The organism is Syntrophotalea acetylenica (assembly GCF_001888165.1).
Lineage (GTDB): Bacteria > Desulfobacterota > Desulfuromonadia > Desulfuromonadales > Syntrophotaleaceae > Syntrophotalea > Syntrophotalea acetylenica.
In genome coordinates this window covers 2,597,418-2,620,910 of the sequence record NZ_CP015455.1, presented here as the reverse complement: position 1 = coordinate 2,620,910, position 23,493 = coordinate 2,597,418, and the positions used below count along the sequence as shown (strand labels likewise).

The 23,493-nt window shown below is 56.5% G+C and carries 18 protein-coding genes, 5 tRNA genes and 1 pseudogene; all 24 read left to right on the top strand.

Annotated elements, in window-relative coordinates:
• Positions 1-370: 370 nt before the first annotated feature.
• On the top strand, positions 371-2,089 hold the full coding sequence (locus tag A6070_RS12290; protein ID WP_072286029.1) for a proline--tRNA ligase: 1,719 nt from the start codon (positions 371-373) through the stop codon (positions 2,087-2,089).
• 36 nt (positions 2,090-2,125) lie between these two features.
• On the top strand, positions 2,126-3,361 hold the full coding sequence (locus A6070_RS12285; protein ID WP_072286028.1) for a DUF4388 domain-containing protein: 1,236 nt from the start codon (positions 2,126-2,128) through the stop codon (positions 3,359-3,361).
• A 4-nt stretch (positions 3,362-3,365) separates the two neighbouring features.
• Positions 3,366-4,100, top strand: coding sequence for an orotidine-5'-phosphate decarboxylase (gene pyrF / locus A6070_RS12280; protein WP_072286027.1), 735 nt, complete (start codon positions 3,366-3,368; stop codon positions 4,098-4,100).
• Between the two features lie 3 nt (positions 4,101-4,103).
• A complete protein-coding gene (rlmB, locus tag A6070_RS12275) occupies positions 4,104-4,844 on the top strand; it encodes a 23S rRNA (guanosine(2251)-2'-O)-methyltransferase RlmB (RefSeq protein ID WP_072286026.1) in 741 nt (246 codons plus the stop codon).
• 225 nt (positions 4,845-5,069) lie between these two features.
• Positions 5,070-5,145: transfer RNA gene (locus tag A6070_RS12270), tRNA-Thr, on the top strand.
• A gap of 44 nt (positions 5,146-5,189) precedes the next feature.
• Positions 5,190-5,274 (top strand) — tRNA-Tyr (locus A6070_RS12265).
• Between the two features lie 122 nt (positions 5,275-5,396).
• Positions 5,397-5,473, top strand: a tRNA-Gly gene (locus A6070_RS12260).
• A 36-nt stretch (positions 5,474-5,509) separates the two neighbouring features.
• Positions 5,510-5,585, top strand: a tRNA-Thr gene (locus tag A6070_RS12255).
• A 121-nt stretch (positions 5,586-5,706) separates the two neighbouring features.
• On the top strand, positions 5,707-6,906 hold the full coding sequence (gene tuf, locus A6070_RS12250; protein WP_072286011.1) for an elongation factor Tu: 1,200 nt from the start codon (positions 5,707-5,709) through the stop codon (positions 6,904-6,906).
• A gap of 53 nt (positions 6,907-6,959) precedes the next feature.
• The gene (rpmG, locus tag A6070_RS12245) at positions 6,960-7,109 is read left to right on the top strand and encodes a 50S ribosomal protein L33 (protein WP_072286024.1); all 150 of its coding nucleotides are present in this window, start codon (positions 6,960-6,962) and stop codon (positions 7,107-7,109) included.
• A 53-nt stretch (positions 7,110-7,162) separates the two neighbouring features.
• Positions 7,163-7,239, top strand: a tRNA-Trp gene (locus A6070_RS12240).
• A gap of 28 nt (positions 7,240-7,267) precedes the next feature.
• Positions 7,268-7,456, top strand: a complete 189-nt coding sequence (secE, locus tag A6070_RS12235; protein ID WP_072286022.1) for a preprotein translocase subunit SecE — start codon at positions 7,268-7,270, stop codon at positions 7,454-7,456.
• Positions 7,457-7,474: 18 nt separating this feature from the next.
• The gene (nusG, locus tag A6070_RS12230; protein WP_072286021.1) at positions 7,475-8,008 is read left to right on the top strand and encodes a transcription termination/antitermination protein NusG; all 534 of its coding nucleotides are present in this window, start codon (positions 7,475-7,477) and stop codon (positions 8,006-8,008) included.
• A 38-nt stretch (positions 8,009-8,046) separates the two neighbouring features.
• Positions 8,047-8,469: a 50S ribosomal protein L11 gene (rplK, locus tag A6070_RS12225; protein ID WP_072286020.1), complete on the top strand. Its 423-nt coding sequence runs from the start codon at positions 8,047-8,049 to the stop codon at positions 8,467-8,469.
• 26 nt (positions 8,470-8,495) lie between these two features.
• On the top strand, positions 8,496-9,197 hold the full coding sequence (rplA, locus tag A6070_RS12220) for a 50S ribosomal protein L1 (protein ID WP_072286019.1): 702 nt from the start codon (positions 8,496-8,498) through the stop codon (positions 9,195-9,197).
• A gap of 217 nt (positions 9,198-9,414) precedes the next feature.
• The gene (gene rplJ / locus A6070_RS12215; protein WP_072286018.1) at positions 9,415-9,933 is read left to right on the top strand and encodes a 50S ribosomal protein L10; all 519 of its coding nucleotides are present in this window, start codon (positions 9,415-9,417) and stop codon (positions 9,931-9,933) included.
• A 63-nt stretch (positions 9,934-9,996) separates the two neighbouring features.
• A complete protein-coding gene (gene rplL / locus A6070_RS12210; RefSeq protein WP_072286017.1) occupies positions 9,997-10,380 on the top strand; it encodes a 50S ribosomal protein L7/L12 in 384 nt (127 codons plus the stop codon).
• Between the two features lie 93 nt (positions 10,381-10,473).
• A complete protein-coding gene (gene rpoB / locus A6070_RS12205; RefSeq protein WP_072286016.1) occupies positions 10,474-14,580 on the top strand; it encodes a DNA-directed RNA polymerase subunit beta in 4,107 nt (1,368 codons plus the stop codon).
• Positions 14,581-14,619: 39 nt separating this feature from the next.
• The gene (gene rpoC / locus A6070_RS12200) at positions 14,620-18,810 is read left to right on the top strand and encodes a DNA-directed RNA polymerase subunit beta' (protein ID WP_072502095.1); all 4,191 of its coding nucleotides are present in this window, start codon (positions 14,620-14,622) and stop codon (positions 18,808-18,810) included.
• 140 nt (positions 18,811-18,950) lie between these two features.
• Positions 18,951-19,322: a 30S ribosomal protein S12 gene (gene rpsL, locus A6070_RS12195; RefSeq protein WP_072286014.1), complete on the top strand. Its 372-nt coding sequence runs from the start codon at positions 18,951-18,953 to the stop codon at positions 19,320-19,322.
• Between the two features lie 21 nt (positions 19,323-19,343).
• Positions 19,344-19,814, top strand: a complete 471-nt coding sequence (gene rpsG / locus A6070_RS12190; RefSeq protein ID WP_072286013.1) for a 30S ribosomal protein S7 — start codon at positions 19,344-19,346, stop codon at positions 19,812-19,814.
• Positions 19,815-19,850: 36 nt separating this feature from the next.
• Positions 19,851-21,928 (top strand): annotated as a pseudogene (fusA, locus tag A6070_RS12185) (elongation factor G).
• Positions 21,929-21,956: 28 nt separating this feature from the next.
• Positions 21,957-23,156: an elongation factor Tu gene (gene tuf / locus A6070_RS12180; protein WP_072286011.1), complete on the top strand. Its 1,200-nt coding sequence runs from the start codon at positions 21,957-21,959 to the stop codon at positions 23,154-23,156.
• A gap of 11 nt (positions 23,157-23,167) precedes the next feature.
• The gene (rpsJ, locus tag A6070_RS12175; RefSeq protein ID WP_072283665.1) at positions 23,168-23,476 is read left to right on the top strand and encodes a 30S ribosomal protein S10; all 309 of its coding nucleotides are present in this window, start codon (positions 23,168-23,170) and stop codon (positions 23,474-23,476) included.
• The last annotated feature ends 17 nt before the right edge of the window (positions 23,477-23,493 follow it).

The following is a 23,493-nucleotide window of genomic DNA, read 5'->3' as shown; positions in this document are numbered from 1 at the left end:
CTCCTTTGATGGGTCCGAAAACTGCTTCGCTACATTAAACCAATCCATTGAAAATGTCCATTGCGGGGAAGTGGCGGCGCTTGAGGTTTGCGGGTGGAGTTTCCTTGCATTATGGGAAGAAATAGGCTAGTTTTCATCCGAAAACGGCCCGTTCCCGTCGTGGTGGCATGAGTCCGCGGCTTTTCCTGTGCGGCCTGGCGTCGCGGGCCGGAGCGAAATCGCTTCCTTTGCCACGGCTTAAAATATTCGTTTCCTGCAAACGGCCGTGCCGGATCCATGCGAGGTTTGCGGATCGGCACCGGGCACTGCAATCCATCGACGAAGGGCTGCTTTCCGGGGGAGCCTTTTTCGCCTTTTCGAGGTTTATCGTATGCGTTACACCGAATACCTTCTGCCCACACTCAAGGAAACCCCTTCCGATGCGGAAATTGCCAGCCATCAACTGATGCTGAGAGCCGGCATGATTCGCAAGCTCGCCGCCGGCGTCTACAATTATCTGCCTTTCGGGCTGCGTTCCATTCGCAAGGTTGAACAGATCATTCGTGAAGAGATGGACCGTGCCGGTGCCATCGAACTTCTGATGCCGATGGTGATCCCTGCCGAATTGTGGCAGGAATCAGGGCGCTGGGAGCATTACGGCAAGGAATTGCTGCGATTTGCCGATCGCAAGGATGCGTCTTTTTGTCTTGGCCCTACCCATGAGGAAGTGATTACCGACCTGGTACGCAACACCGTACGATCCTATCGTCAGCTGCCCCTCAATCTTTATCAGATCCAGGGCAAGTTCCGCGACGAAATCCGGCCCCGTTTCGGATTGATGCGCGGTCGCGAATTCATCATGAAGGATGCCTACTCCTTCGATCTGGATGAGGCCGGCGCGGATGTGGCTTATGAGAAAATGTACCAGGCCTATCGGCGCATTTTTGAGCGATGCGGCCTCAAGTTCAGAGCCGTGGAGGCGGATACGGGCAATATCGGCGGTACTTCATCCCATGAATTCATGGTACTGGCGGCTTCCGGTGAAGATGCCATCGTGTCCTGCGACCGGTGTGAATATGCCGCCAATATCGAGAAGGCCGAAGTGGCTCTTGCGCCGCAGGAACCGGTTGCGCCCGGTGCCGAGTTGCAAAAAGTCGCAACCCCGGGTTGCAGGACCATCGACGAGGTGTCGACGTTTCTGCGGGTTGCCCCGGAACGCCTGGTTAAAACCCTGATTGTCCAGACCGATACCGGGGAGGTTCTGGCGGTTTTGCTGCAAGGTGGCCATGAGCTTAACGATATAAAACTCTGTCGGCTCCTCGGCTGCAACGAGGTGACCCTCGCCCCGGACGATGTGGTTGGCAGGGTGACCGGCGCCCCGCCGGGTTTTGCCGGGCCCGTTGGTCTGCAACTCAGGGTGCTCGCCGATTATGCGGTGCGGGGGATGGCCGATTTTGTCGCTGGAGCCAATGAGGCCGATGCCCATTTTGTCGGTGTCAATCTGGGCCGGGATTGCGCTGTTGAGCAGTTTGCCGATCTTCGTTCTGCCCGGTCCGGCGATATCTGTCCGCGTTGTGGCGGGGTTCTGGAAATCTGGCGGGGGATCGAGGTCGGCCATGTTTTCAAGCTCGGCAGCAAATATTCCGCTGCTCTTGGCGCGACGGTGCTCGATGACCAGGGGCAGGAGCGCGTGCTGTTCATGGGGTGCTACGGGATCGGTGTGGGACGTACGGTGGCTGCCGCCATCGAGCAGAATCACGATGAAAACGGCATTGTTTTTCCCATGCCCATTGCCCCGTTTCAGGTTCTGGTGACGGTGGTCAACCCGCGGGAAGCGGAGGTTCTCGATGCCGCGGAACGCATCTATGCCGACTTGCAGGCTCTGGGGGTGGAGGTTCTTCTGGATGATCGGGACGAGCGGCCCGGCAGCAAATTCAAGGATGCCGATTTGATCGGCATCCCCCTGCGGCTGACCGTGGGCGCGCGCGGCCTTAAGGAAAATGCCGTGGAATTGCAGGAAAGAGCGACCGGCGAGCGGCGCATGCTGGCCCTTGCGGAAGCGCCGGCAATGGTCAGGGATATGGTCGTGGCGGCCTGTAAAAAGAGCTGATGGCGGCGGTCTGATACACGAATTACAGGACGAGGTATGGGCAAGATAAATATCGACGGCAGTGGACGGTTGGAATTACCGGTATCGGTTATCAAGGAGATTGGAGCCGCATCCCTTGAGCTGGTCTGTCACTCCAACGCTCATTTGCTTTTTTCCAATGTTGAGAGCGGTTTCCAGTTGGCGGGCGTTCTGGGCGAAATCGCCATGGTGGACGTGCTTTCATTCCTCAATATGTTTCGGAAAACCGGAGTCCTGGTAGTCAACCTGGCCGGTGGCAAGAAGGAAGTAGGGTTTTTGCGGGGAGAAATCGTATCCGCGGCAAGCTCTTTTCCCGAGGAAGATATCTGTGGCGTTTTGCTGGAAATGGGACGCCTTGATCAGGAGGCCCTGCCCAAATACCGGCAGCTTGTTTGCGGGTGCGAAGGCAGCGGGCGCGTGCTGGTGGAAAAAGGTGTGATCGGCCCCAAGGATCTCTGGCTGGCTACGCGGCAACAGGTCGAGAGCATCGTGTTCAATCTTTTCGGTGCCGCACAGGGGAGTTTTTTCTTCCTTGAGAGAGAGCCGGAAAAGGAGAAGATGGTGCGCCTCGCCATGAGCACGCAGAATATGATCATGGAGGGGCTGCGCCGGGTTGACGAGCGGGCCTTGTTTATGCGCGTCATCCGGTCCATGGATGCTCTGCCCAAGCCCACCGGCAAGCCGGCTGATGGGCTGTCCGCCGAAGACGAGCGGCTCCTGGCCCTGGTTTCCAGAGGCGATCTCGATGTTCGCGGGGTTTTGAGACGCAGTGGCATGATCGAATTCGAGGGGCTGCGCGCTTTGTACGATCTGATCAACAAAGGGGTGGTTTCCATTGAGGATGCCCCGGCAACGGCCGTTGCCGGAGATCTTGGGGAAATCCTGCTGGTGTTCAACGGCGCTCTGACCGCCCTGTATCGCAGGGTTGCCGCGCGAAATGCCGGTTTTGTTAATGAAGTCAGTAATTTCATGAGACAGATGCCGTCTCCTTTTTCATATGTTTTCAAGGATGTGAGCCTTCGCGAGGACGGTACGGTTGACGGCAGGAAGGTGTTGACCAATCTGTCGGGGTTGGAAGATCAGGACAAAAAGCGCCTGCTGGCTGAAGCTCTCAGCGAATTGATTTACATGGAGTGCATGGCTGCCCAGAGGGACCTGGGGCAGGCTGAATCGGCGCGCCTGATCCAGAAAGTCCAGGAGGTGCCGCGAAGGGTCAAGAACCTCCTGGTCAAGAAACAGTTTTCCGAAGGGTAGGAGCATGCAGGCTGAAGCTCGCAAGAGATTGATATTTGCCCTTGATGTCGAATCACGGGTTGCGGCGGAAGAATGGGTACGTCGTTTGCGTGGAAAAGTCGGGATCTTCAAGGTCGGCAAGCAGCTTTTCACCCGCTGCGGTCCCGATGTGGTGCGCATGGTTCAGGATCATGACGGTGAAGTTTTCCTGGATCTGAAGTTTCACGATATCCCCAACACTGTGGCCAAGGCGGCTGTCGAGGCTTGCCGGCTCGGAGTGCGGATGTTCAACGTGCATGCGTTGGGAGGCCGTGCCATGATGACTGAAGCCGCGCAGGCGGTTCGTGAGTGTCATGCCGCGGGGGAGGGGGCTTCGCCGTTGCTGCTTGGCGTGACGATTCTTACCTCCGCCGACGACCAGGCGCTGCGTGAGGTTGGCATCGATCGTCCGGTGGCGGAAATGGTTCCCAGGCTGGCTGCTCTGGCCAGTTCCTCCGGGCTGGATGGTGTCGTTGCCTCGCCGCGGGAGGTCGGGCTGATTCGACATGCCTGCGGTAGCGATTTTACCATCGTAACGCCCGGGGTGCGTCCCTGCTTTGCCGAAAGCAATGATCAGCAGCGAATCATGACGCCTGCCCAGGCGATTGAGGCGGGTTCCGATTTCCTGGTTGTGGGCAGGCCGATCGCCGCGGCCGCCGATCCTGTGGTGGCGGCACAACTTATTGTCGAAGAGATGGCGGCAGCCTTGGCGAAGGATTGAAGCGTGGATAATCTTGTTTATGGCGTCAATCCGGTGCTGGAGGCGCTCAAGGGGCGGCAGCGCAAGCCGCTCGAACTGATTATCGTGCGCACCGCCGCCTCGCCGCGGCTGGCGGCGTTAAAAGAAGCCGCCGCAAAGCGGCATGTACCGGTAACGGCCGTGACCCGGCCGGAGCTGGACCGGATGGTTGACGGAGCCCGTCACCAGGGGGTGGCGCTGCGGGTTGAAGCGTGCGGCACGGTGGAACTGGAAGATCTTCTCGCGATTTCGCAGAGGACGCTGTCGCCCGTCGTTTTTCTGGTGCTTGATGGTATCATGGATCCGCATAATTTTGGAGCGATTGCCCGATCCGCCGAAGCGGCCGGTTGCCAGGGGCTGATTTTGCCCAAGGATCGCAGCTGTCCTGTTACCGCCGTTGTGGAGAAGGCGGCAGCCGGCGCGCTGTCACATCTGCCGGTCTGTCGGGTGACCAATGTCGCCCGGGCGCTGGATGCTTGCAAGTCGGCCGGGTACTGGGTTTACGGTCTCGCCGCGGAACCGGGCTCCCAAAACCTTTTTTGTGCCGATCTTTGCGGCAATGTGGTGCTGGTGGTCGGAAGCGAAGGGAAGGGACTCAGGGACAATGTCCGGAATCATTGCGACGCACTGCTGAAGATACCGATGCGTGGGGAGGTTTCTTCTCTGAATGCTTCAGTTGCGGCAGGGATTGCGTTGTTTGAGGTTGTTCGCCAGCAAACCATCTGATAGTGCATTGTTACATTATTATGTTCAGCGGATGACAGTGAACTTCGATCCTGTTGCCGGCCGCAGCCGAGATAATTTTATGCGGGATCGAGCGCAGTGCCAGAAAAGGGTTGACAGATTGCGGCGGATGGACTATACAGGTCCTCCGTTCGCGGGGCGAGGTGATTTAGAAAAAAACATCTTGCATTTTAAATTCGTAAGAGTTATAAAGCGCATCTGTGCCTGGCTGGCGTAGCTCAATTGGTAGAGCAGCTGACTTGTAATCAGCAGGTTGCGGGTTCAATTCCTGTCGCCAGCTCCATCGACTGCGAGAAGCGGGTGCATTGATAATTTAACGCGTCCCCTGGAGGGGTTCCCGAGCGGCCAAAGGGATCAGACTGTAAATCTGACGTCGTAGACTTCGGAGGTTCGAATCCTCCCCCCTCCACCATTTTGATACTTGCCGAATGAGACTGTGGCGGGGTTGCCAGGAGGCCCAAGGGCTGATTGTACTGGGGCTTTGGCTTTAGTTAGTTCAACAAAATAGCTTCGAATGAGGAATGGCTAGGCAGGGCGGGAGTAGCTCAGTTGGCTAGAGCATCAGCCTTCCAAGCTGAGGGTCGCGGGTTCGAATCCCGTTTCCCGCTCCAGGTCAGGTCGTTCCGCGCGTATGCAAATGATGATTGGCCCACATAGCTCAGTTGGTAGAGCGCATCCTTGGTAAGGATGAGGTCACCGGTTCAAATCCGGTTGTGGGCTCCATTTGTCGATCTTTCGCGCCGGTGGGTTTTGAAGTATACTTTGTTTCCGGTTCCAGCCACAATCCTGGTGGTCCAAAGACACAGACTATATCGCTAAGAGTTTTTAAAAGGGAGGTTGCTCCATGTCGAAAGCCAAATTTGAAAGAACGAAGCCCCATGTCAATATCGGGACCATTGGTCACGTCGACCATGGGAAAACCACGCTGACGGCAGCTATCACCAAGACCATGGCATCCCGGGGTCTGGCCGATTTCAAGGCCTTCGACCAGATCGACAATGCCCCCGAGGAGCGTGAGCGCGGCATCACCATCGCCACGGCGCATGTCGAGTACCAGACCGAAAAGCGTCACTACGCGCACGTTGACTGCCCGGGCCATGCCGACTACGTCAAGAACATGATCACCGGCGCCGCGCAGATGGACGGAGCCATCCTTGTCGTGTCGGCCGCTGACGGTCCGATGCCGCAGACCCGCGAGCACATTCTGCTCGCCCGCCAGGTTGGCGTGCCGGCCATGGTGGTGTTTCTGAACAAGGCCGACATGGTTGATGATGCCGAACTGATGGAGCTGGTCGAGCTGGAAGTTCGCGAGCTGTTGAGCTCCTACGATTTCCCGGGCGACGAGATCCCCATTATCGCCGGCAGCGCGCTCAAGGCGCTGGAATGCGGCTGCGGCAAAGAGGAATGCGAGGCATGCAAGCCGATCCTCGACCTGATGGACGCGGTCGACAGCTACATTCCGGAGCCGCAGCGCGACATCGACAAGCCGTTCCTGATGCCGGTGGAGGATGTGTTCTCCATTTCTGGTCGCGGTACCGTGGCTACCGGTCGCGTGGAGCGCGGTGTGGTCAAGGTTCAGGAAGAGGTGGAAATCGTCGGCATGAAGCCCACCACCAAAACCGTGGTGACCGGGGTCGAGATGTTTCGCAAGCTGCTCGATCAGGGGCAGGCCGGCGACAACATCGGCGTGCTGCTGCGCGGCGTGAAGCGTGAGGATATCGAGCGTGGCCAGGTTCTGGCCAAGCCCGGCAGCATCACTCCGCACACCAAGTTCAAGGCCGAGGCCTATATCCTCACCAAGGAAGAGGGCGGGCGTCACACGCCTTTCTTCAACGGTTATCGCCCGCAGTTCTACTTCCGGACCACGGACGTGACCGGAATCTGTGAGCTGGCCGAGGGGACCGAAATGGTAATGCCCGGCGACAATGCCAGCATGACCGTAAATCTGATCACCCCGATCGCCATGGACAAAGAGCTGCGTTTCGCCATTCGCGAAGGCGGCCGTACGGTCGGTGCCGGTGTCGTCAGCGAAATCATCGAGTAATCCTTTACAGCTGAGTTCCCCCGCCCTCGGGCGGGGGGGTCGAGGAACAGGCTATGCGTGACATAATTACCCTTGCATGCACTGAGTGTAAGCAGCGGAACTATACGACGACCAAAAACAAGAAAATCAAGCCCGAGCGGCTTGAGTTCAGTAAATACTGTCGCTTTTGTCGTAAACATACTCCCCATCGCGAAACCAAATAGGGCTCGGCGGGGGTAGTAAGACGGGCCGCAGGTGTCTGCGGCTTTTTGCATGCAGGCCAGTAGCTCTAATGGCTAGAGCACCGGTCTCCAAAACCGGGTGTTGGGGGTTCGAGTCCCTCCTGGCCTGCCAAATTTTCAAGTAAACTCTGGGAGTTGTTGTGGTCAACAAGGCGGGAGAATTCCTTGGCAATGTCAAGGTCGAGTTAAAGAAAGTGACTTGGCCTTCCAAGCGAGACGCCTACGGATCCACGCTGGCGGTCATTGTGCTGGTTCTTGGCGTTGCTGTGTATTTGTGGGGCGTTGACAGGCTGCTTTCATCCGCGATCGGCGTTCTTCTCAGGGGATAGGCGAAACGATAACAACGTATGTCTAAAAAGTGGTACGGGGTACATACATATTCCGGGTTCGAAAACAAGGTCAAGATGACTTTGGAAGAGCGTATACGTCAGCTTGGTGTCGAGGAACAGTTCGGTGAGGTGCTTATCCCATCCGAGACGGTCGTCGAGATGAAGAATGGCGAGAGGAAGACTTCCACGCGGAAGTTCTTTCCGGGGTATATCCTCGTGCAGATGGAGCTTAACAACGAAACCTGGCACGTGGTCAAAAATACCCCCAAGGTGACAGGGTTTGTCGGTGGAGGGTCGGCGCCGCCGCCGATTCCTGACGCTGAGGTGGCAAAAATCACTGCCCGCATGGAGGAGGATGTCGAGCGACCCAAGCCCAAGGTGGCATTCGAGGTCGGTGAGACGGTGCGGGTTGTTGACGGGCCATTTCTGAATTTCACCGGCGTAGTTGAGGATGTGAAGCCCGATAAGGGAAAGCTGAAGGTCATGGTCAGCATTTTCGGCCGGGTTACTCCTGTCGAGCTCGAGTTTATCCAGGTTGAAAAAACCAGCTGACGCTGGCTTTATGAAGGTTACAGTTCAAGGAGAAGCTCATGGCCAAAAAGGTTGTTGGATTGATAAAACTGCAGATTCCTGCCGGCAAGGCCAACCCTTCGCCGCCGGTCGGACCCGCACTGGGTCAGCACGGGGTGAATATCATGGAATTCTGCAAGGCGTTTAATGCCAAGACGCAGGCACAGGACGGGATGATCACGCCGGTTGTCATTACCGTTTATGCCGACAGGTCTTTCAGCTTCATTACCAAAACCCCGCCTGCCGCGGTTTTGCTGATGAAAGCCGCCAAGATCCCCAAGGGCTCCGCTGTGCCCAACAAGGACAAGGTTGGAAAGGTCACCAAGGCGCAGGTGCGCGAAATCGCAGAATTGAAAATGCCCGATCTCAATGCGTTTGATATTGAAGCTGCGGTGAAAACCGTCGAAGGCACGGCCCGTAGCATGGGGCTCGAAATCGTATAATTTCTGGCAGGATTCGGAGTACGCCAATGTCCATAGGAAAGCTGCACAAGCAAGCCAAGGAAAAGGTCGACCGTTCGCAGGTGTACCCCATCGGCGAGGCGCTGGCCTTGGTGAGGGAGGCTGCACACGCCAAATTCGACGAGACCGTCGAAATTACTGTTCGTCTCGGGGTTGATCCTCGCAAGGCTGATCAGATGGTGCGTGGTGCCGTGGTGTTGCCTAACGGCCTGGGGAAAAATGTCAGGGTTCTTGTTTTCGCCAAGGGTGAAAAGGCTATCGAGGCAAAAGAGGCCGGGGCCGATTTCGTCGGCGGTGATGACCTGGTCGCGAAAATCCAGGAAGGCTGGTTTGATTTCGATACCGCCATTGCCACTCCCGATATGATGGGTACGGTTGGTAAGATCGGTCGCCTCCTCGGACCTCGTGGGCTTATGCCCAACCCCAAGGTTGGTACAGTCACCTTTGAGGTTGGCAAGGCCACTAGCGAGGCCAAGTCCGGCAAGATCGAGTATCGCGTTGAAAAGGCCGGTATTATCCACGCGCCCGTCGGCAAGGTATCCTTTGATGTCGACAAGCTGCAGGAAAATGTCGTGGCGCTCGTTGATGCCCTGGTCAAAGCCAAGCCATCTACCGCCAAGGGTACCTATCTTCGCAAAATGAGCCTCTGCAGCACCATGGGTCCTGGCGTTCCCGTCGATCTGCCCACGGTACAGGCGCTGGTAAAGTAACGCACGGTTGTTTCACTATCCAAGCCGGCCCGCACTTTATGTGCGGGGCGGCCGATTGTGTCTTGAGTCCAGGTCAGAGACAGCAGGTACATTAAATGTTTAATGGTTGACCGCCTGCCGAGGCCGGAGCGAGTGGATGCGAATGCCTCCCTCCGTGGCCGTTGACTGGATATATGGTCCACACTGGTCCGGAAATCTACAGAAAGGAGGAGAGGCAGTGAAAAAGGAAGACAAATCACAAGTTGTATCTGAAATGGCTGAAAAACTGGCCAATTGTCAGGCAGCGTTTCTTGCGGATTATCGTGGTCTTACGGTTGAGCAGGTAAACCAGCTGCGTGGCGAGCTTCGCAAGGTAGGCGTCGAGTATCGGGTTGTCAAAAATACGCTTCTGCGTCTGGCAGCCAAGGGCACCAATGCTGAATGCCTGGATGAATATCTTCAGGGCCCCAATGCCATCGCCCTTGCCGAAAACGATCCTGTCGGGCCGGCAAAGGTTTTGACGGAATTTGCCAAGGCCAACAAGGCATTTGAACTGCGCGCCGCCCAGCTCAATGGTAAATTGCTGCGCCTTGATGAGGTGCAGGCCCTTGCTGAATTGCCCAGCAAGGAGGTTCTGCTTGGCAAGATGCTCGGATCGCTCAATGCGCCGGTTACCAATTTTGTCGGCGTTTTGGCCGCGGTGCCGCGTAGTTTCGTTCAGGTTCTTGCCGCTATCCAGCAGCAAAAAGAGGCCTGATTGCCTTGCTGCTGAAATTCACCTAAAAACAAGTCTGTCAGATATACGGGAGGTTATATAACCATGGCTGATATCACCAAAGAACAAGTCGTTTCCTTTATCGAAAGCATGAGCGTTCTGGAGTTGGCCGAACTGGTCAAGGAACTTGAAGAGAAGTTTGGCGTTTCCGCCGCCGCTCCGGTGGCCGTTGCCGCTGCTCCCGCTGCCGGTGCCGCTGCTCCCGCTGCCGAGGAAAAAGATGAGTTTGATGTTGTTCTGACCGCCGCCGGCGACAAGAAAATCAACGTCATCAAGGTTGTTCGGGCCGCTACCGGTCTCGGTCTCAAGGAAGCTAAGGATATGGTTGACGGCGCACCGCAGACGGTCAAGGAAGCCATGCCCAAAGCTGAAGCCGAAGAACTCAAAAAACAGCTCGAAGAAGCTGGCGCCACTGTACAACTCAAGTAGTATTCTTTGCATATTTAACACCTTAGCCAAGGCTGCCGTATGCGGCCTTGGCTATTCTGCTTTCGTTAGCTTCCCCTAGCTAAAGGAGAAACCATGGCTTATTCGATTGCGAATAACCAGCTTCTTAGGAAACATTTTAACACGATCAAAGGCATCATCGAGATCCCCAATCTCATCGATATCCAGAAAAATTCCTACAAGCGTTTCCTGCAAGCAGGGCTCCCTCCTTCTGCTCGGAAAAATATCGGGCTTGAAGCGGTTTTTCGCTCGGTTTTCCCTATTCGTGATTTTAGCGAAACCTGTTCTCTGGACTACGTTTCCTATTCTCTGGGAACTCCCAAGTACGATGTCAATGAATGCCATCAGCGGGGCATGACCTACGCCGCTCCCGTCAAGGTATGCGTGCGTCTTGTTTCATGGGATGTTGACAAGGAATCCGGCGTTCAGGCGATTCGCGATATTAAAGAGCAAGAAGTTTATTTCGGCGAGATCCCTCTGATGACCGAGAATGGTACCTTTATCATCAATGGTACCGAACGTGTCATCGTTAGTCAGTTGCACCGTTCTCCCGGTGTATTTTTTGACCACGATAAGGGTAAGACCCACTCGAGTGGCAAGGTTCTTTATAATGCGCGGGTCATTCCATATCGTGGCTCGTGGCTGGATTTCGATTTTGACCATAAGGATATCCTCTACGTCCGCATCGACCGCAGGCGGAAACTGCCCGCCACGGTGCTACTCAAGGCCCTCGGCTATAGCGCTGAAGAGCTTCTGAATTATTATTACCAGACGGAAACAGTCGTCCTTGATGGCGATTCCTATAAAAAGAGGGTCAATCTGGAACTGCTGTCCGGGCAGCGGGCTTCCGCCGATATTGTTGGAAACGACGGGGAAGTTATTGTCCGAGCCAACCGGAAATTCACCAAGGCGTCCATCCGCAAGCTTGCCGACAGCAATGTGGAATTCATACCGGTTTCCTCCGAGGAGGTTGTTGGTAAAGTTGCTTCAACGGACATCGTTGATGTTGCCACCGGCGAGGTCGTGGTCGAGTGCAACGAAGAGATCTCGGAAGCCAAACTCGAAGAGTTGCGTTCGCGCGGAATTAACGAGTTCAGCATCCTGTTCATCGATCATTTGCACGTCGGTCCTTATCTGCGGGAAACCCTGTTGATCGATCGCATGGCCACTCCCGAAGATGCGCGCATCGAAATATACCGGCGCCTGCGCCCGGGAGACCCGCCGACCATCAAGAGCGCCAACGCGCTGTTTGAAAGCCTCTTCTTTAATCCGGAGCGCTATGATCTGTCCGTGGTCGGACGCATCAAACTCAATTACAAGCTGCACCTGGACGCTCCGGAAGAACAGACAACGCTGACCAAGGAAGATATTCTGGAAGTCGTGCGATATCTGGTTGGCCTGCGCGACGGACGGGGCAACATCGACGATATCGATCACCTTGGCAATCGGCGTGTGCGGGCGGTTGGCGAGTTGCTCGAAAACCAGTATCGGGTGGGCCTGGTGCGCATGGAACGCGCCATCAAGGAGCGCATGAGCCTGCAAGAGGTCGACAGCCTGATGCCGCACGATCTGATCAACTCAAAGCCGGTTTCAGCAGTGGTCAAGGAGTTTTTCGGCTCTTCGCAGCTGTCCCAGTTCATGGATCAAACCAATCCGCTTTCCGAGATTACCCATAAACGGCGTCTTTCGGCCCTGGGACCCGGGGGTCTGACTCGGGAGCGCGCCGGATTCGAGGTGCGCGACGTACATCCGACCCACTATGGGCGTGTCTGCCCGATCGAAACGCCGGAAGGACCCAACATCGGCCTGATCGCTTCCTTGTCGACCTATGCGCGCATCAACGAGCACGGGTTTGTCGAGACGCCCTACCGGGTCGTGAAGGACGGAAAAGTAACCAACGAAATCCGCTATTTTTCCGCCCTTGAGGAAGGGGGCCATGCCATAGCCCAGGCCAATGCGCCTCTCGATGAAGAGGGCCGCTTTGTCAATGAGCTTGTCAACGCCCGGCAAAATGGCGAGTTTGTGCTCATTCAGCGCGAAGAGATCGGCCTTATGGACGTTTCTCCCAAGCAGCTCGTGTCGGTTGCGGCATCGTTGATTCCGTTTCTGGAAAATGACGACGCCAACCGTGCGCTGATGGGGTCCAACATGCAGCGCCAGGCGGTGCCGCTGCTTCGTTCCGATGCCCCCCTTGTGGGCACGGGCATGGAGCGGATCGTCGCTCATGACTCAGGCGCCGCTGTGGTAGCGCGGCACAACGGCATCGTGGAGTCGGTAGATGCTTCCCGTATCGTGGTGAAACTTGACGAGGGCGAGGTTGACGAAGACGGCACCGGTGTCGATATTTACAATCTGATCAAATTCGCCCGGTCGAATCAGAATACCTGCCTCAATCAGAAGCCGATCGTCAAGGTCGGCGACCGTGTCAGCCGCGGCGGGATCATAGCCGACGGGCCCTCGACGCAATGGGGGGAACTGGCATTGGGACAGAATGTCCTGGTGGCCTTTATGCCCTGGGAAGGTTACAATTTCGAGGACTCTATCCTGATCTCCGAGAAACTTGTCAAGGAGGACCGTTATACATCGATCCATATCGAGGAACTCGAGTGTGTCGCTCGGGATACCAAGCTTGGCAAAGAGGAAATAACCAACGACATTCCCAATCTTGGCGAGGACGCGCTCAAGGACCTCGACGAGAGTGGCATCGTGCGCATCGGCGCCGAAGTCAAGCCCGGTGACATCCTGGTCGGCAAGATTACCCCGAAAGGCGAAACTCAGCTGTCTCCGGAAGAGAAACTGCTGCGCGCCATTTTCGGCGAGAAGGCTGGTGACGTGCGGGATACGTCCCTGCGTCTGCCTCCCGGTGTGGAAGGTGTTGTCATCGGCGCGCGGGTTTTCTCCCGCAAGGGTGCCGACAAGGACAGCCGTACCGAATACATCGAAAAGACCGAGATCGAGAAATTGCTGAAGGATCAGCACGATGAAATCCGCATCATCCGGGAGTCGAGCCGCAGCAACCTTGAATCCCTGCTGCTCGGTCAGGTGTCGGCAACCTCGCTGTTTGATTCCGCCGGCAAGGAACTTCTCGGCCAGGGCGAGAAAATCACTGTCGAGGTACTCGATGGCTTGCCGTTCGCGCGATGGCGGGAAATCAGTCTTCTCGATGCGCCCGAAAAAGAGGAAAAACTGAGCAGCATCCTGGCAAGTCTGGCTCAGAGGGAAGAACTGATCCGGGAGGTTTTCGCGGACAAGATTGAAAAGATCAAACGCGGGGACGATCTTCCTCCCGGCGTTATCAAGATGGTAAAGGTGTATATTGCCATCAAGCGCAAACTTTCCGTCGGCGACAAGATGGCCGGACGCCATGGCAACAAGGGCGTTCTTTCCCGCGTGCTTCCAGAAGAAGATATGCCGTACATGGCCGATGGCACGCCGGTCGAAATCGTACTGAACCCTCTGGGGGTCCCCTCGCGCATGAACGTCGGCCAGATTCTCGAGACGCACCTCGGGCTGGCGGCAAGAGGTCTGGGGATTCAGATCCAGCAGCATCTTGACCGTCATTTCAGTCCCGATGCCCTGCGCGGCAAGATTGCCGATGCCTACCAGGACGATCGGGTTACCGATCTGGTAAATGGACTGTCAGACGATGAAGTCGTGCGGTTGTCGCGGCAGTTGGCCAATGGTATCCCCATGGCCTCTCCGGTATTCGAGGGGGTCACGGAAGAGCAGATGAAGGCCCAGATCGAACGTGCCGGATTTGCTTCTTCCGGGCAGATGACCCTCTATAACGGGAAAACCGGGGATCCTTTCAAGGAAAAGGTTACCGTCGGCATCATGTACATGCTCAAGCTGCATCATCTGGTCGACGACAAGATCCATGCCCGCAGTATCGGTCCCTACAGTCTGGTTACTCAGCAGCCGCTTGGGGGCAAGGCGCAGTTCGGCGGACAACGGCTTGGGGAGATGGAGGTATGGGCCATGGAGGCATATGGCGCCGCCCATGCTCTGCAGGAGTTCCTGACCGTCAAGTCCGACGATGTCACCGGACGCACGCGAATGTACGAGGCCATTGTCAAGGGTAAGCATACCCTTGAGGCCGGCCTTCCCGAGTCGTTCAACGTACTGATCAAGGAATTGCAATCTCTTTGTCTGGATGTTGAGCTCCTTGAGGAGCAGGAATAATTATCTCGATACCAACTCCATCCCCAAGGAGGGTATGTTTTGGAAGATATTTTCAGCCTTTTTGAGCGGCCGAAGGATCCTTTGAGCTTCAATGCCATTCGTCTTTCGCTGGTTTCGCCGGAAAAGATCCGTGAAAGATCCTTCGGCGAAGTTAAGAAGCCCGAAACGATCAATTACCGGACCTTCAAGCCGGAGCGGGACGGTCTGTTCTGCGCCAAAATATTCGGACCGACCAAGGACTACGAGTGCAACTGCGGCAAATATAAGCGCATGAAGCACCGGGGAATTGTTTGTGAAAAATGCGGGGTTGAAGTTATCCCCAGCAAGGTGCGCCGCGAGCGTCTGGGGCATATCGATCTGGCCTGTCCTGTGGCGCACATATGGTTCCTCAAATCGCTTCCGTCGCGAATTTCGACGTTGCTCGACATGACCCTCAAAGAGGTCGAGCGCGTACTCTATTTCGAGGCGTACCTGGTACTGGATCCGGGCGACACGCCACTGTTCCGCGGACAGCTGCTTACCGAAGACAAATATGCCGAAACCATGGATGAATACGCTGGGCAGTTTGTAGCATCCATGGGCGCCGAGGCGATTCGCGATTTCCTTGTAAGCATCAATATCGAAGAACTGTCCAATACGTTGCGCAAGGAGATGAGTGAAGCTGCCAGCGAAGCCAAGCGCAAAAAGGTCGCGAAGCGGCTGAAAGTGGTCGAGGCTTTCAAATTCAGCGGCAACCGTCCCGAATGGATGATTCTGGAGACCATTCCGGTGCTGCCACCGGAACTTCGGCCGCTGGTGCCTCTGGATGGCGGCCGCTTTGCCACCTCGGACCTCAATGACCTGTATCGGCGTGTGATCAATCGTAACAACCGCCTCAAGCGCCTGATGGAGTTGCGTGCTCCGGAAGTCATCATCCGGAACGAAAAACGCATGTTGCAGGAAGCTGTCGACGCGCTGTTCGATAACGGTCGCCGGGGGCGGGCCATCACCGGTCCCAACAAGCGGCCCTTGAAGTCGCTGTCCGATATGCTTAAAGGTAAAGGCGGACGCTTCCGCCAGAACCTGCTTGGCAAACGTGTCGACTATTCAGGTCGTTCGGTTATTGTCGTCGGTCCGGAACTCAAGCTGCATCAGTGCGGCCTGCCGAAGAAGATGGCGCTGGAGCTTTTCAAGCCATTTATCTACAACAAACTGGAAGAGCGCGGCTACTGTACCACCATAAAAAGTGCAAAAAAAATGGTGGAAAAGGAAAAGCCCGAGGTGTGGGATGTCCTCGAAGAGGTCATCAAGGAGCATCCTGTCATGCTCAACCGTGCACCGACGCTGCACCGCCTCGGTATCCAGGCATTTGAGCCGGTTCTTATCGAGGGCAAGGCGATTCAATTGCATCCCCTGGTTTGCACCGCATTCAATGCCGACTTTGACGGGGACCAGATGGCAGTGCATCTGCCATTGTCCATTGAAAGCCAGATCGAGACGCGGGTGTTGATGATGTCCACCAACAACATTCTTTCGCCCGCGCACGGCAAGCCGATCATCGTGCCTTCGCAGGATATGATTCTCGGTCTTTATTACATGACCCGGGAACGCGCTTTTGCACGCGGCGAAGGGAAGGTTCTTTCTTCCCGTGACGAATTGCGCATGGCCTATGACGCCGGTGAAATCGACCTTCAGGCGCGAATCAAGGTGCGCATGTCACGCGTGGCCGGCGAACCTGTAACCCTTATTGAAACCACGACCGGACGGGTACTGCTCAGGGACGTTGTGCCTGAGATCATCCCCTTTGATTACATCAATGTGGTCATGGCGAAAAAACATGTCGCCAATCTTATCGATGTATGCTTCCGGTTGGCGGGCAACAAGGAAACGGTGCTGCTGGCCGACCGTCTCAAGGATACCGGCTATCGGTTCTCAACCCTGGCTGGCATCTCCATCTGTCTTGACGACATGGTTATTCCCGATACCAAAGACGTCATGATGAAGGCAGCGGTTGAAGAGGTGACGGAAATCCAGAAGCAGTACACCGAGGGTCTGATCACCGATGGAGAACGGTACAACAAGGTTATTGATATCTGGGCCAAATGTACCGAGGCCATAGCCCAGACGATGCTCGAGACCCTGTCCAAGGACGAGATTGTGTCCCCGGATGGCGAAACGGTGCGGGTGCCGTCCTTCAATTCGATACATATGATGGCCGACTCCGGTGCCCGCGGCAGCGCACAGCAGATCCGGCAGCTGGCCGGCATGCGCGGCCTCATGGCCAAGCCTTCCGGCGAGATCATCGAGACGCCGATTACCGCCAACTTCCGTGAAGGCCTCACCGTGTTGCAGTACTTCATCTCTACACACGGTGCCCGTAAAGGTCTTGCGGACACCGCACTCAAAACCGCCAACTCGGGTTATCTGACCCGGCGCCTGGTGGATGTGGCGCAGGACGCCATCATTACCGAGCAGGATTGTGACACCCTCGACGGCATCATGATGACCGCCCTGACCGAAGGTGGGGAGGTTATCGAGCGTCTTGGCGACCGCATCCTCGGCCGCACCGCCCTTGAGGATGTGCTCGATCCGGTCACCGGGGAGGTGCTGGTGGAGGCAAACCAGCAGATCGACGAGACGCTGGTGGAGAAAATTGAAAACGCCGGCATCGAGCGTCTAAAAATCCGCTCCGTACTTACCTGTCAGAGCCATCGTGGCATTTGCGCAACCTGCTACGGCCGTGACCTGGCCAGGGGGCATCTGGTCAATCTCGGCGAAGCGGTGGGTGTCATTGCCGCCCAATCGATCGGTGAGCCGGGTACCCAGCTTACCATGCGTACCTTCCACATCGGTGGTACGGCTTCGAGACGCGCCGAGCAGACGTCTCTGGAAGCGCGGTTCGACGGTTTCCTCAAGTACCTCAATCTCAACTCGGTGCTGGATGCCGATGGCCATCACGTGGTCATGAACCGTAATGCCGAAATTGCGGTTGTCGATGAAACGGGGCGTGAGCGTGAACGGTACGGGGTTGTTTATGGAGCGCGTCTGCGGATTGGGCCGGATGGGCCGGTTTCCGCGGGAAGCCTGCTGGCTGAGTGGGACCCGTATACCATGCCCATTCTGACTGAAATCGCCGGTACCGTCCGTTACGGGGACATCCTTGAAGGTGTCACCATGGAGGAGCAGGTCGACGAAGTAACCGGTTTGTCTCGCAAGGTGGTCATCGAGTCGAAAGGTGCCGACAAGCGCCCGCGCATTACCCTTAAGGACGCCGAAGGCAAAACGGCCAAGCTGCCCAATGGCGCCCCGGCCAGATACATGCTGCCCGTGGGGGCCATCATCGTCGCTCCGGAGGAGGAAAAAGTGAGCGGCGGCTCCATCCTCGCCAAAATTCCAAGGGAGACCACGAAAACCAAGGACATTACAGGGGGTCTGCCGCGGGTTGCCGAGCTTTTCGAGGCCCGCAAGCCCAAGGAATACGCCATTATTTCGGAAATCGACGGGGTCGTATCCTTCGGTAAGGACTCCAAGGGCAAGCGCAAGGTGTATGTTACGCCCGAGGTCGGCGCGCCGAAGGAATATCTGATTCCCAAAGGCAAGCACATCAGCGTGCACGAGAATGATCATGTCAAGGCAGGCGAGGCCTTGATGGACGGCTCCAGCAACCCTCACGATATCCTGCGGGTGCTTGGCGAAAAAGAGCTGGCCAAGTACCTGGTCGACGAGGTGCAGGAGGTGTATCGTCTGCAGGGCGTCAAGATCAACGACAAGCACATCGAGGTTATCGTGCGTCAGATGCTGCGCAGGGTCAGGATCAAAGAGCCCGGAGACACCCGTTTCCTTGCAGATGATCAGGTCGAGCGCTGGGAATTCGAGACCGAGAACGGCAGGGTGGTTGCCGAGGGAGGCGCCCCGGCCGTTGGCGAGCCTCTTATGCTTGGCATCACAAAGGCCTCCTTGTCGACCGAGTCGTTTATCTCGGCTGCGTCTTTCCAGGAAACCACCAAGGTTCTGACCCAGGCAGCAATCGAGGGGAAAGTCGACTATCTGCGCGGACTCAAGGAAAACGTCATCATGGGACGCTTGATCCCTGCCGGTACCGGTATCTCCAAATATCGGAGCGCGCGATTGCTGATTGAGGAACCGGAGGAAATCGAAGAGCCGCTTCCCCTTGACCTGGACGACGAGAACGACATCGGGGAGGGGGACAAGGTTCTTGTTGGAGACGACTTTGACGAGGCCGATGATTAGTTCGGAGGAAAACATGGGGGCGGCCAAAAAGTGCTTGACAAGTCGCCCCCAACATTGATAATTTGAGCGGGTTTTTCGCCCGATGAAATCGTGTGGCCCTTTTTTAACTTTAAGGAATTAGAATATTCGGGAGTATGTAGATGCCGACCATCAATCAGCTGATTCGCAAGGGACGTGAAAAGAAGGTTCGCAAGTCCACTGCGCCGGCGCTCAAAAGCAATCCGCAAAAACGCGGGGTCTGTACTCGTGTTTATACGACAACCCCCAAAAAGCCGAACTCGGCATTGCGGAAAGTTGCGCGTGTTCGTTTGACCAATGGCATTGTGGTGACGTCCTATATCCCCGGTGTTGGACATAACCTTCAGGAGCACTCCGTAGTTCTTATTCGCGGCGGCCGTGTGAAGGACTTGCCGGGTGTTCGTTATCATATTGTTCGCGGGGCGCTTGATCTTGCCGGTGTCAAGGACCGTAAGCAGGGTCGTTCCAAGTACGGGGCGAAGCGGCCCAAGTAACCAGGTTTGTGAGGGGTAAACATGCCGAGAAGAAGAGAGATTGCCAAGCGGGTTGTTCTGCCTGACCCCAAATACAATGATCGTACGGTGGCGAAGTTTATCAATGCCATCATGCTCAAGGGGAAGAAGAGCACCGCCGAAGGTATTGTTTATGGGGCCTTTGACGTCCTGTCCGAGCGATCTGGCGAAGACGCGCTTGAGGTCTTCAAGAAGGCTCTTGAGAATGTGCGTCCGGTGCTGGAGGTCAAGTCCCGCCGCGTTGGCGGTTCGACCTATCAGGTGCCGGTTGAGGTTCGCTCCGACCGTCGCAACGCCCTGGCGATTCGCTGGCTTATCACCTATGCGCGTGGCCGTGGAGAGAAAACCATGGTTGAGCGTCTTGCGGGCGAGCTGCTCGATGCCGCTGCAAATCGCGGGTCGGCTGTCAAGAAGCGGGAAGATACGCATCGCATGGCCGAGGCCAACAAGGCGTTCGCCCACTATCGTTGGTAATTAGCGGTACGGAACTTTAGGAAGGAATTGATAGTTGTGGCACGCCAAGTTGCTTTAGAGAAGACTCGTAATATCGGCATTATGGCTCATATCGATGCCGGGAAGACCACCACGACGGAACGCATTCTGTATTATACCGGGGTTTCGCACAGGATCGGTGAAGTTCACGACGGTGCGGCGACGATGGACTGGATGGAACAGGAGCAGGAGAGGGGGATTACCATCACCTCTGCCGCGACGACCTGCTTCTGGAAAGAGCATCGCATCAATATCATTGATACCCCGGGCCACGTAGACTTTACCGTGGAGGTTGAGCGGTCGCTGCGTGTGCTGGATGGCTCGGTCGCAGTCTTCTGCTCCGTTGGCGGCGTCGAACCCCAGTCCGAGACGGTCTGGCGACAGGCTGACAAGTATCATGTTCCGCGTATCGCATTTATCAACAAGATGGACCGTGTCGGCGCGGATTTTGATCGTGGCGTCAATATGATCCGTGAGCGCCTTGGGGCCAATGCCATCCCCCTGCAGTTGCCGATTGGCAAGGAAGACACCTTTGCCGGTGTTGTGGATCTTGTCGAGATGAAGGCCATTGTGTGGGACGACGAAAGCCTTGGCGCCAATTACGAAATCATCGAGATTCCTGAGGAATTGAGGGAGCAGGCCGAGGCCGCCCGTGAGCTTCTCGTGGAGGAGGTTTCCACTCACGATGAAGGACTCATGGAAAAGTATCTCGGCGGCGAGGCGATCTCCATCGACGAGTTGAAGGCCGGCATCCGGACGGCAACCGTCGATATTAAGATGATTCCCGTGTTGTGCGGTAGCGCCTTTAAGAACAAGGGCGTTCAGAATCTGCTCGACGCGGTTATTGAATATATGCCGTCTCCGGTGGATGTGCCGGCCATTACCGGCGTGCTGCCTGATTCGGAAGAGGCCGTCGTCCGGCCCCCGGGCGACAATAATCCCTTTGCTGCTCTTGCCTTTAAGGTTATGACCGACCCCTTTGTGGGTCAGCTCACCTTTTTCAGGGTGTATTCCGGGGTGGCTGAGTCCGGCACGACGGTGCTCAATGCAACCCGCGGCAAAAAAGAGCGTTTTGGGCGTCTGCTGAAGATGCATGCCAACAAGCGGGAGGAAATCAAGCAGGTCTACTCCGGAGATATCGCCGCTGCCGTGGGGCTGAAGCTCACGACTACCGGCGATACGCTTTGTGATCCGGACAATCCCTGTCTGCTGGAGTCGATGGAATTCCCTGAGCCCGTGATTCATATTGCCGTTGAGCCCAAGACCAAAGGTGACATGGACAAGATGGGCCAGGCTCTCGGCAAGCTGGTGCAGGAAGATCCGACCCTGCGTGTGCGTACGGACGAAGAGACCGGTCAGACCATCCTGTCGGGGATGGGCGAGTTGCACCTCGAAATCATCATCGACCGTATGCAGCGTGAGTTCAAAGTGGACGCCAACATCGGGGCGCCGCAGGTAGCGTACCGTGAGACCATAACCAAGCAGGTTGAGGTGCAGGGCAAGTTTGTCCGGCAATCCGGTGGGCGTGGTCAGTATGGCGATTGCTGGTTGCGACTTGCGCCGCTTGAGCCCGGATCCGGGTTTGAGTTCGAAGATGCCATCAAGGGTGGTGTTATCCCCAAGGAATACATTCCCGCTGTCGGCAAGGGTGCCGAAGAGGCCGCTGAAAACGGTGTCCTGGCCGGGTTCCCCATCGTTGACGTCAAGGTAACCTGTTATGATGGTTCCTACCATGATGTCGACTCTTCCGAAATGGCGTTCAAGATTGCCGGCTCCATGGGTTTCAAGGCCGGTGCCGCGAAGGCTGCTCCGGTTCTGCTTGAGCCGGTGATGGCTGTCGAGGTTGTTGTCCCGAGGAATATATGGGGGATGTCATGGGCGACTTGAGCAGTCGGCGTGGCCGCGTCATGGGTATGGATACCCGCGGCGGAGCCCAGGTTATCAATGCCAATGTTCCTCTTGCCAGTATGTTCGGTTATGCCACCGAGTTGCGCAGTATGACTCAGGGGCGTGCTACTTATACCATGGTTTTTGATCATTACGAGCAGGTGCCCAAGGCTATCAGCGAAGAAATCATCGCGCGGGTGAAGGGCTAGTTGCCGTTTACGAACGGGAGGTTACTCCATGTCCAAAGCTAAATTTGAAAGAACGAAGCCCCATGTCAATATCGGGACCATCGGTCACGTCGACCATGGGAAAACCACGCTGACGGCAGCTATCACCAAGACCATGGCATCCCGGGGTCTGGCCGATTTCAAGGCCTTCGACCAGATCGACAATGCCCCCGAGGAGCGTGAGCGCGGCATCACCATCGCCACGGCGCATGTCGAGTACCAGACCGAAAAGCGTCACTACGCGCACGTTGACTGCCCGGGCCATGCCGACTACGTCAAGAACATGATCACCGGCGCCGCGCAGATGGACGGAGCCATCCTTGTCGTGTCGGCCGCTGACGGTCCGATGCCGCAGACCCGCGAGCACATTCTGCTCGCCCGCCAGGTTGGCGTGCCGGCCATGGTGGTGTTTCTGAACAAGGCCGACATGGTTGATGATGCCGAACTGATGGAGCTGGTCGAGCTGGAAGTTCGCGAGCTGTTGAGCTCCTACGATTTCCCGGGCGACGAGATCCCCATTATCGCCGGCAGCGCGCTCAAGGCGCTGGAATGCGGCTGCGGCAAAGAGGAATGCGAGGCATGCAAGCCGATCCTCGACCTGATGGACGCGGTCGACAGCTACATTCCGGAGCCGCAGCGCGACATCGACAAGCCGTTCCTGATGCCGGTGGAGGATGTGTTCTCCATTTCTGGTCGCGGTACCGTGGCTACCGGTCGCGTGGAGCGCGGTGTGGTCAAGGTTCAGGAAGAGGTGGAAATCGTCGGCATGAAGCCCACCACCAAAACCGTGGTGACCGGGGTCGAGATGTTTCGCAAGCTGCTCGATCAGGGGCAGGCCGGCGACAACATCGGCGTGCTGCTGCGCGGCGTGAAGCGTGAGGATATCGAGCGTGGCCAGGTTCTGGCCAAGCCCGGCAGCATCACTCCGCACACCAAGTTCAAGGCCGAGGCCTATATCCTCACCAAGGAAGAGGGCGGGCGTCACACGCCTTTCTTCAACGGTTATCGCCCGCAGTTCTACTTCCGGACCACGGACGTGACCGGAATCTGTGAGCTGGCCGAGGGGACCGAAATGGTAATGCCCGGCGACAATGCCAGCATGACCGTAAATCTGATCACCCCGATCGCCATGGACAAAGAGCTGCGTTTCGCCATTCGCGAAGGCGGCCGTACGGTCGGTGCTGGTGTCGTCAGCGAAATTATCGAATAAAGGGAATTGCCATGCAGAGCCAGAAAATAAGGATCCGTTTAAAGGCTTACGATCATAAATTGCTCGATCTCTCCGTTAATGAAATTGTTGATACGGCCAAGCGCACCGGGGCGCGCGTCGCTGGCCCTATCCCCCTGCCCACGGTGATAAACAAATACTGTGTGCTTCGCGGACCGCATGTTGATAAAAAGAGTCGTGAGCAGTTCGAGATGCGCACCCACAAAAGGCTTCTTGACATTGTCGAGCCGACACAGCAGACTGTCGACGCCTTGATGAAGCTCGACCTGTCGGCGGGTGTTGACGTCGAAATCAAGTTGTAAGACTTTTATCATAGGTA

Coding starts and splice junctions, on each gene's coding strand:
- A6070_RS12290 (WP_072286029.1), top strand. CDS start 371: ATGCGTTACACCGAATACCTTCTGCCCACACTCAAGGAAACCCCTTCC.
- A6070_RS12285 (WP_072286028.1), top strand. CDS start 2,126: ATGGGCAAGATAAATATCGACGGCAGTGGACGGTTGGAATTACCGGTA.
- pyrF (WP_072286027.1), top strand. CDS start 3,366: ATGCAGGCTGAAGCTCGCAAGAGATTGATATTTGCCCTTGATGTCGAA.
- tuf (WP_072286011.1), top strand. CDS start 5,707: ATGTCGAAAGCCAAATTTGAAAGAACGAAGCCCCATGTCAATATCGGG.
- rpmG (WP_072286024.1), top strand. CDS start 6,960: ATGCGTGACATAATTACCCTTGCATGCACTGAGTGTAAGCAGCGGAAC.
- nusG (WP_072286021.1), top strand. CDS start 7,475: ATGTCTAAAAAGTGGTACGGGGTACATACATATTCCGGGTTCGAAAAC.
- rplK (WP_072286020.1), top strand. CDS start 8,047: ATGGCCAAAAAGGTTGTTGGATTGATAAAACTGCAGATTCCTGCCGGC.
- rplA (WP_072286019.1), top strand. CDS start 8,496: ATGTCCATAGGAAAGCTGCACAAGCAAGCCAAGGAAAAGGTCGACCGT.
- rplL (WP_072286017.1), top strand. CDS start 9,997: ATGGCTGATATCACCAAAGAACAAGTCGTTTCCTTTATCGAAAGCATG.
- rpoB (WP_072286016.1), top strand. CDS start 10,474: ATGGCTTATTCGATTGCGAATAACCAGCTTCTTAGGAAACATTTTAAC.
- rpsL (WP_072286014.1), top strand. CDS start 18,951: ATGCCGACCATCAATCAGCTGATTCGCAAGGGACGTGAAAAGAAGGTT.
- rpsG (WP_072286013.1), top strand. CDS start 19,344: ATGCCGAGAAGAAGAGAGATTGCCAAGCGGGTTGTTCTGCCTGACCCC.
- tuf (WP_072286011.1), top strand. CDS start 21,957: ATGTCCAAAGCTAAATTTGAAAGAACGAAGCCCCATGTCAATATCGGG.
- rpsJ (WP_072283665.1), top strand. CDS start 23,168: ATGCAGAGCCAGAAAATAAGGATCCGTTTAAAGGCTTACGATCATAAA.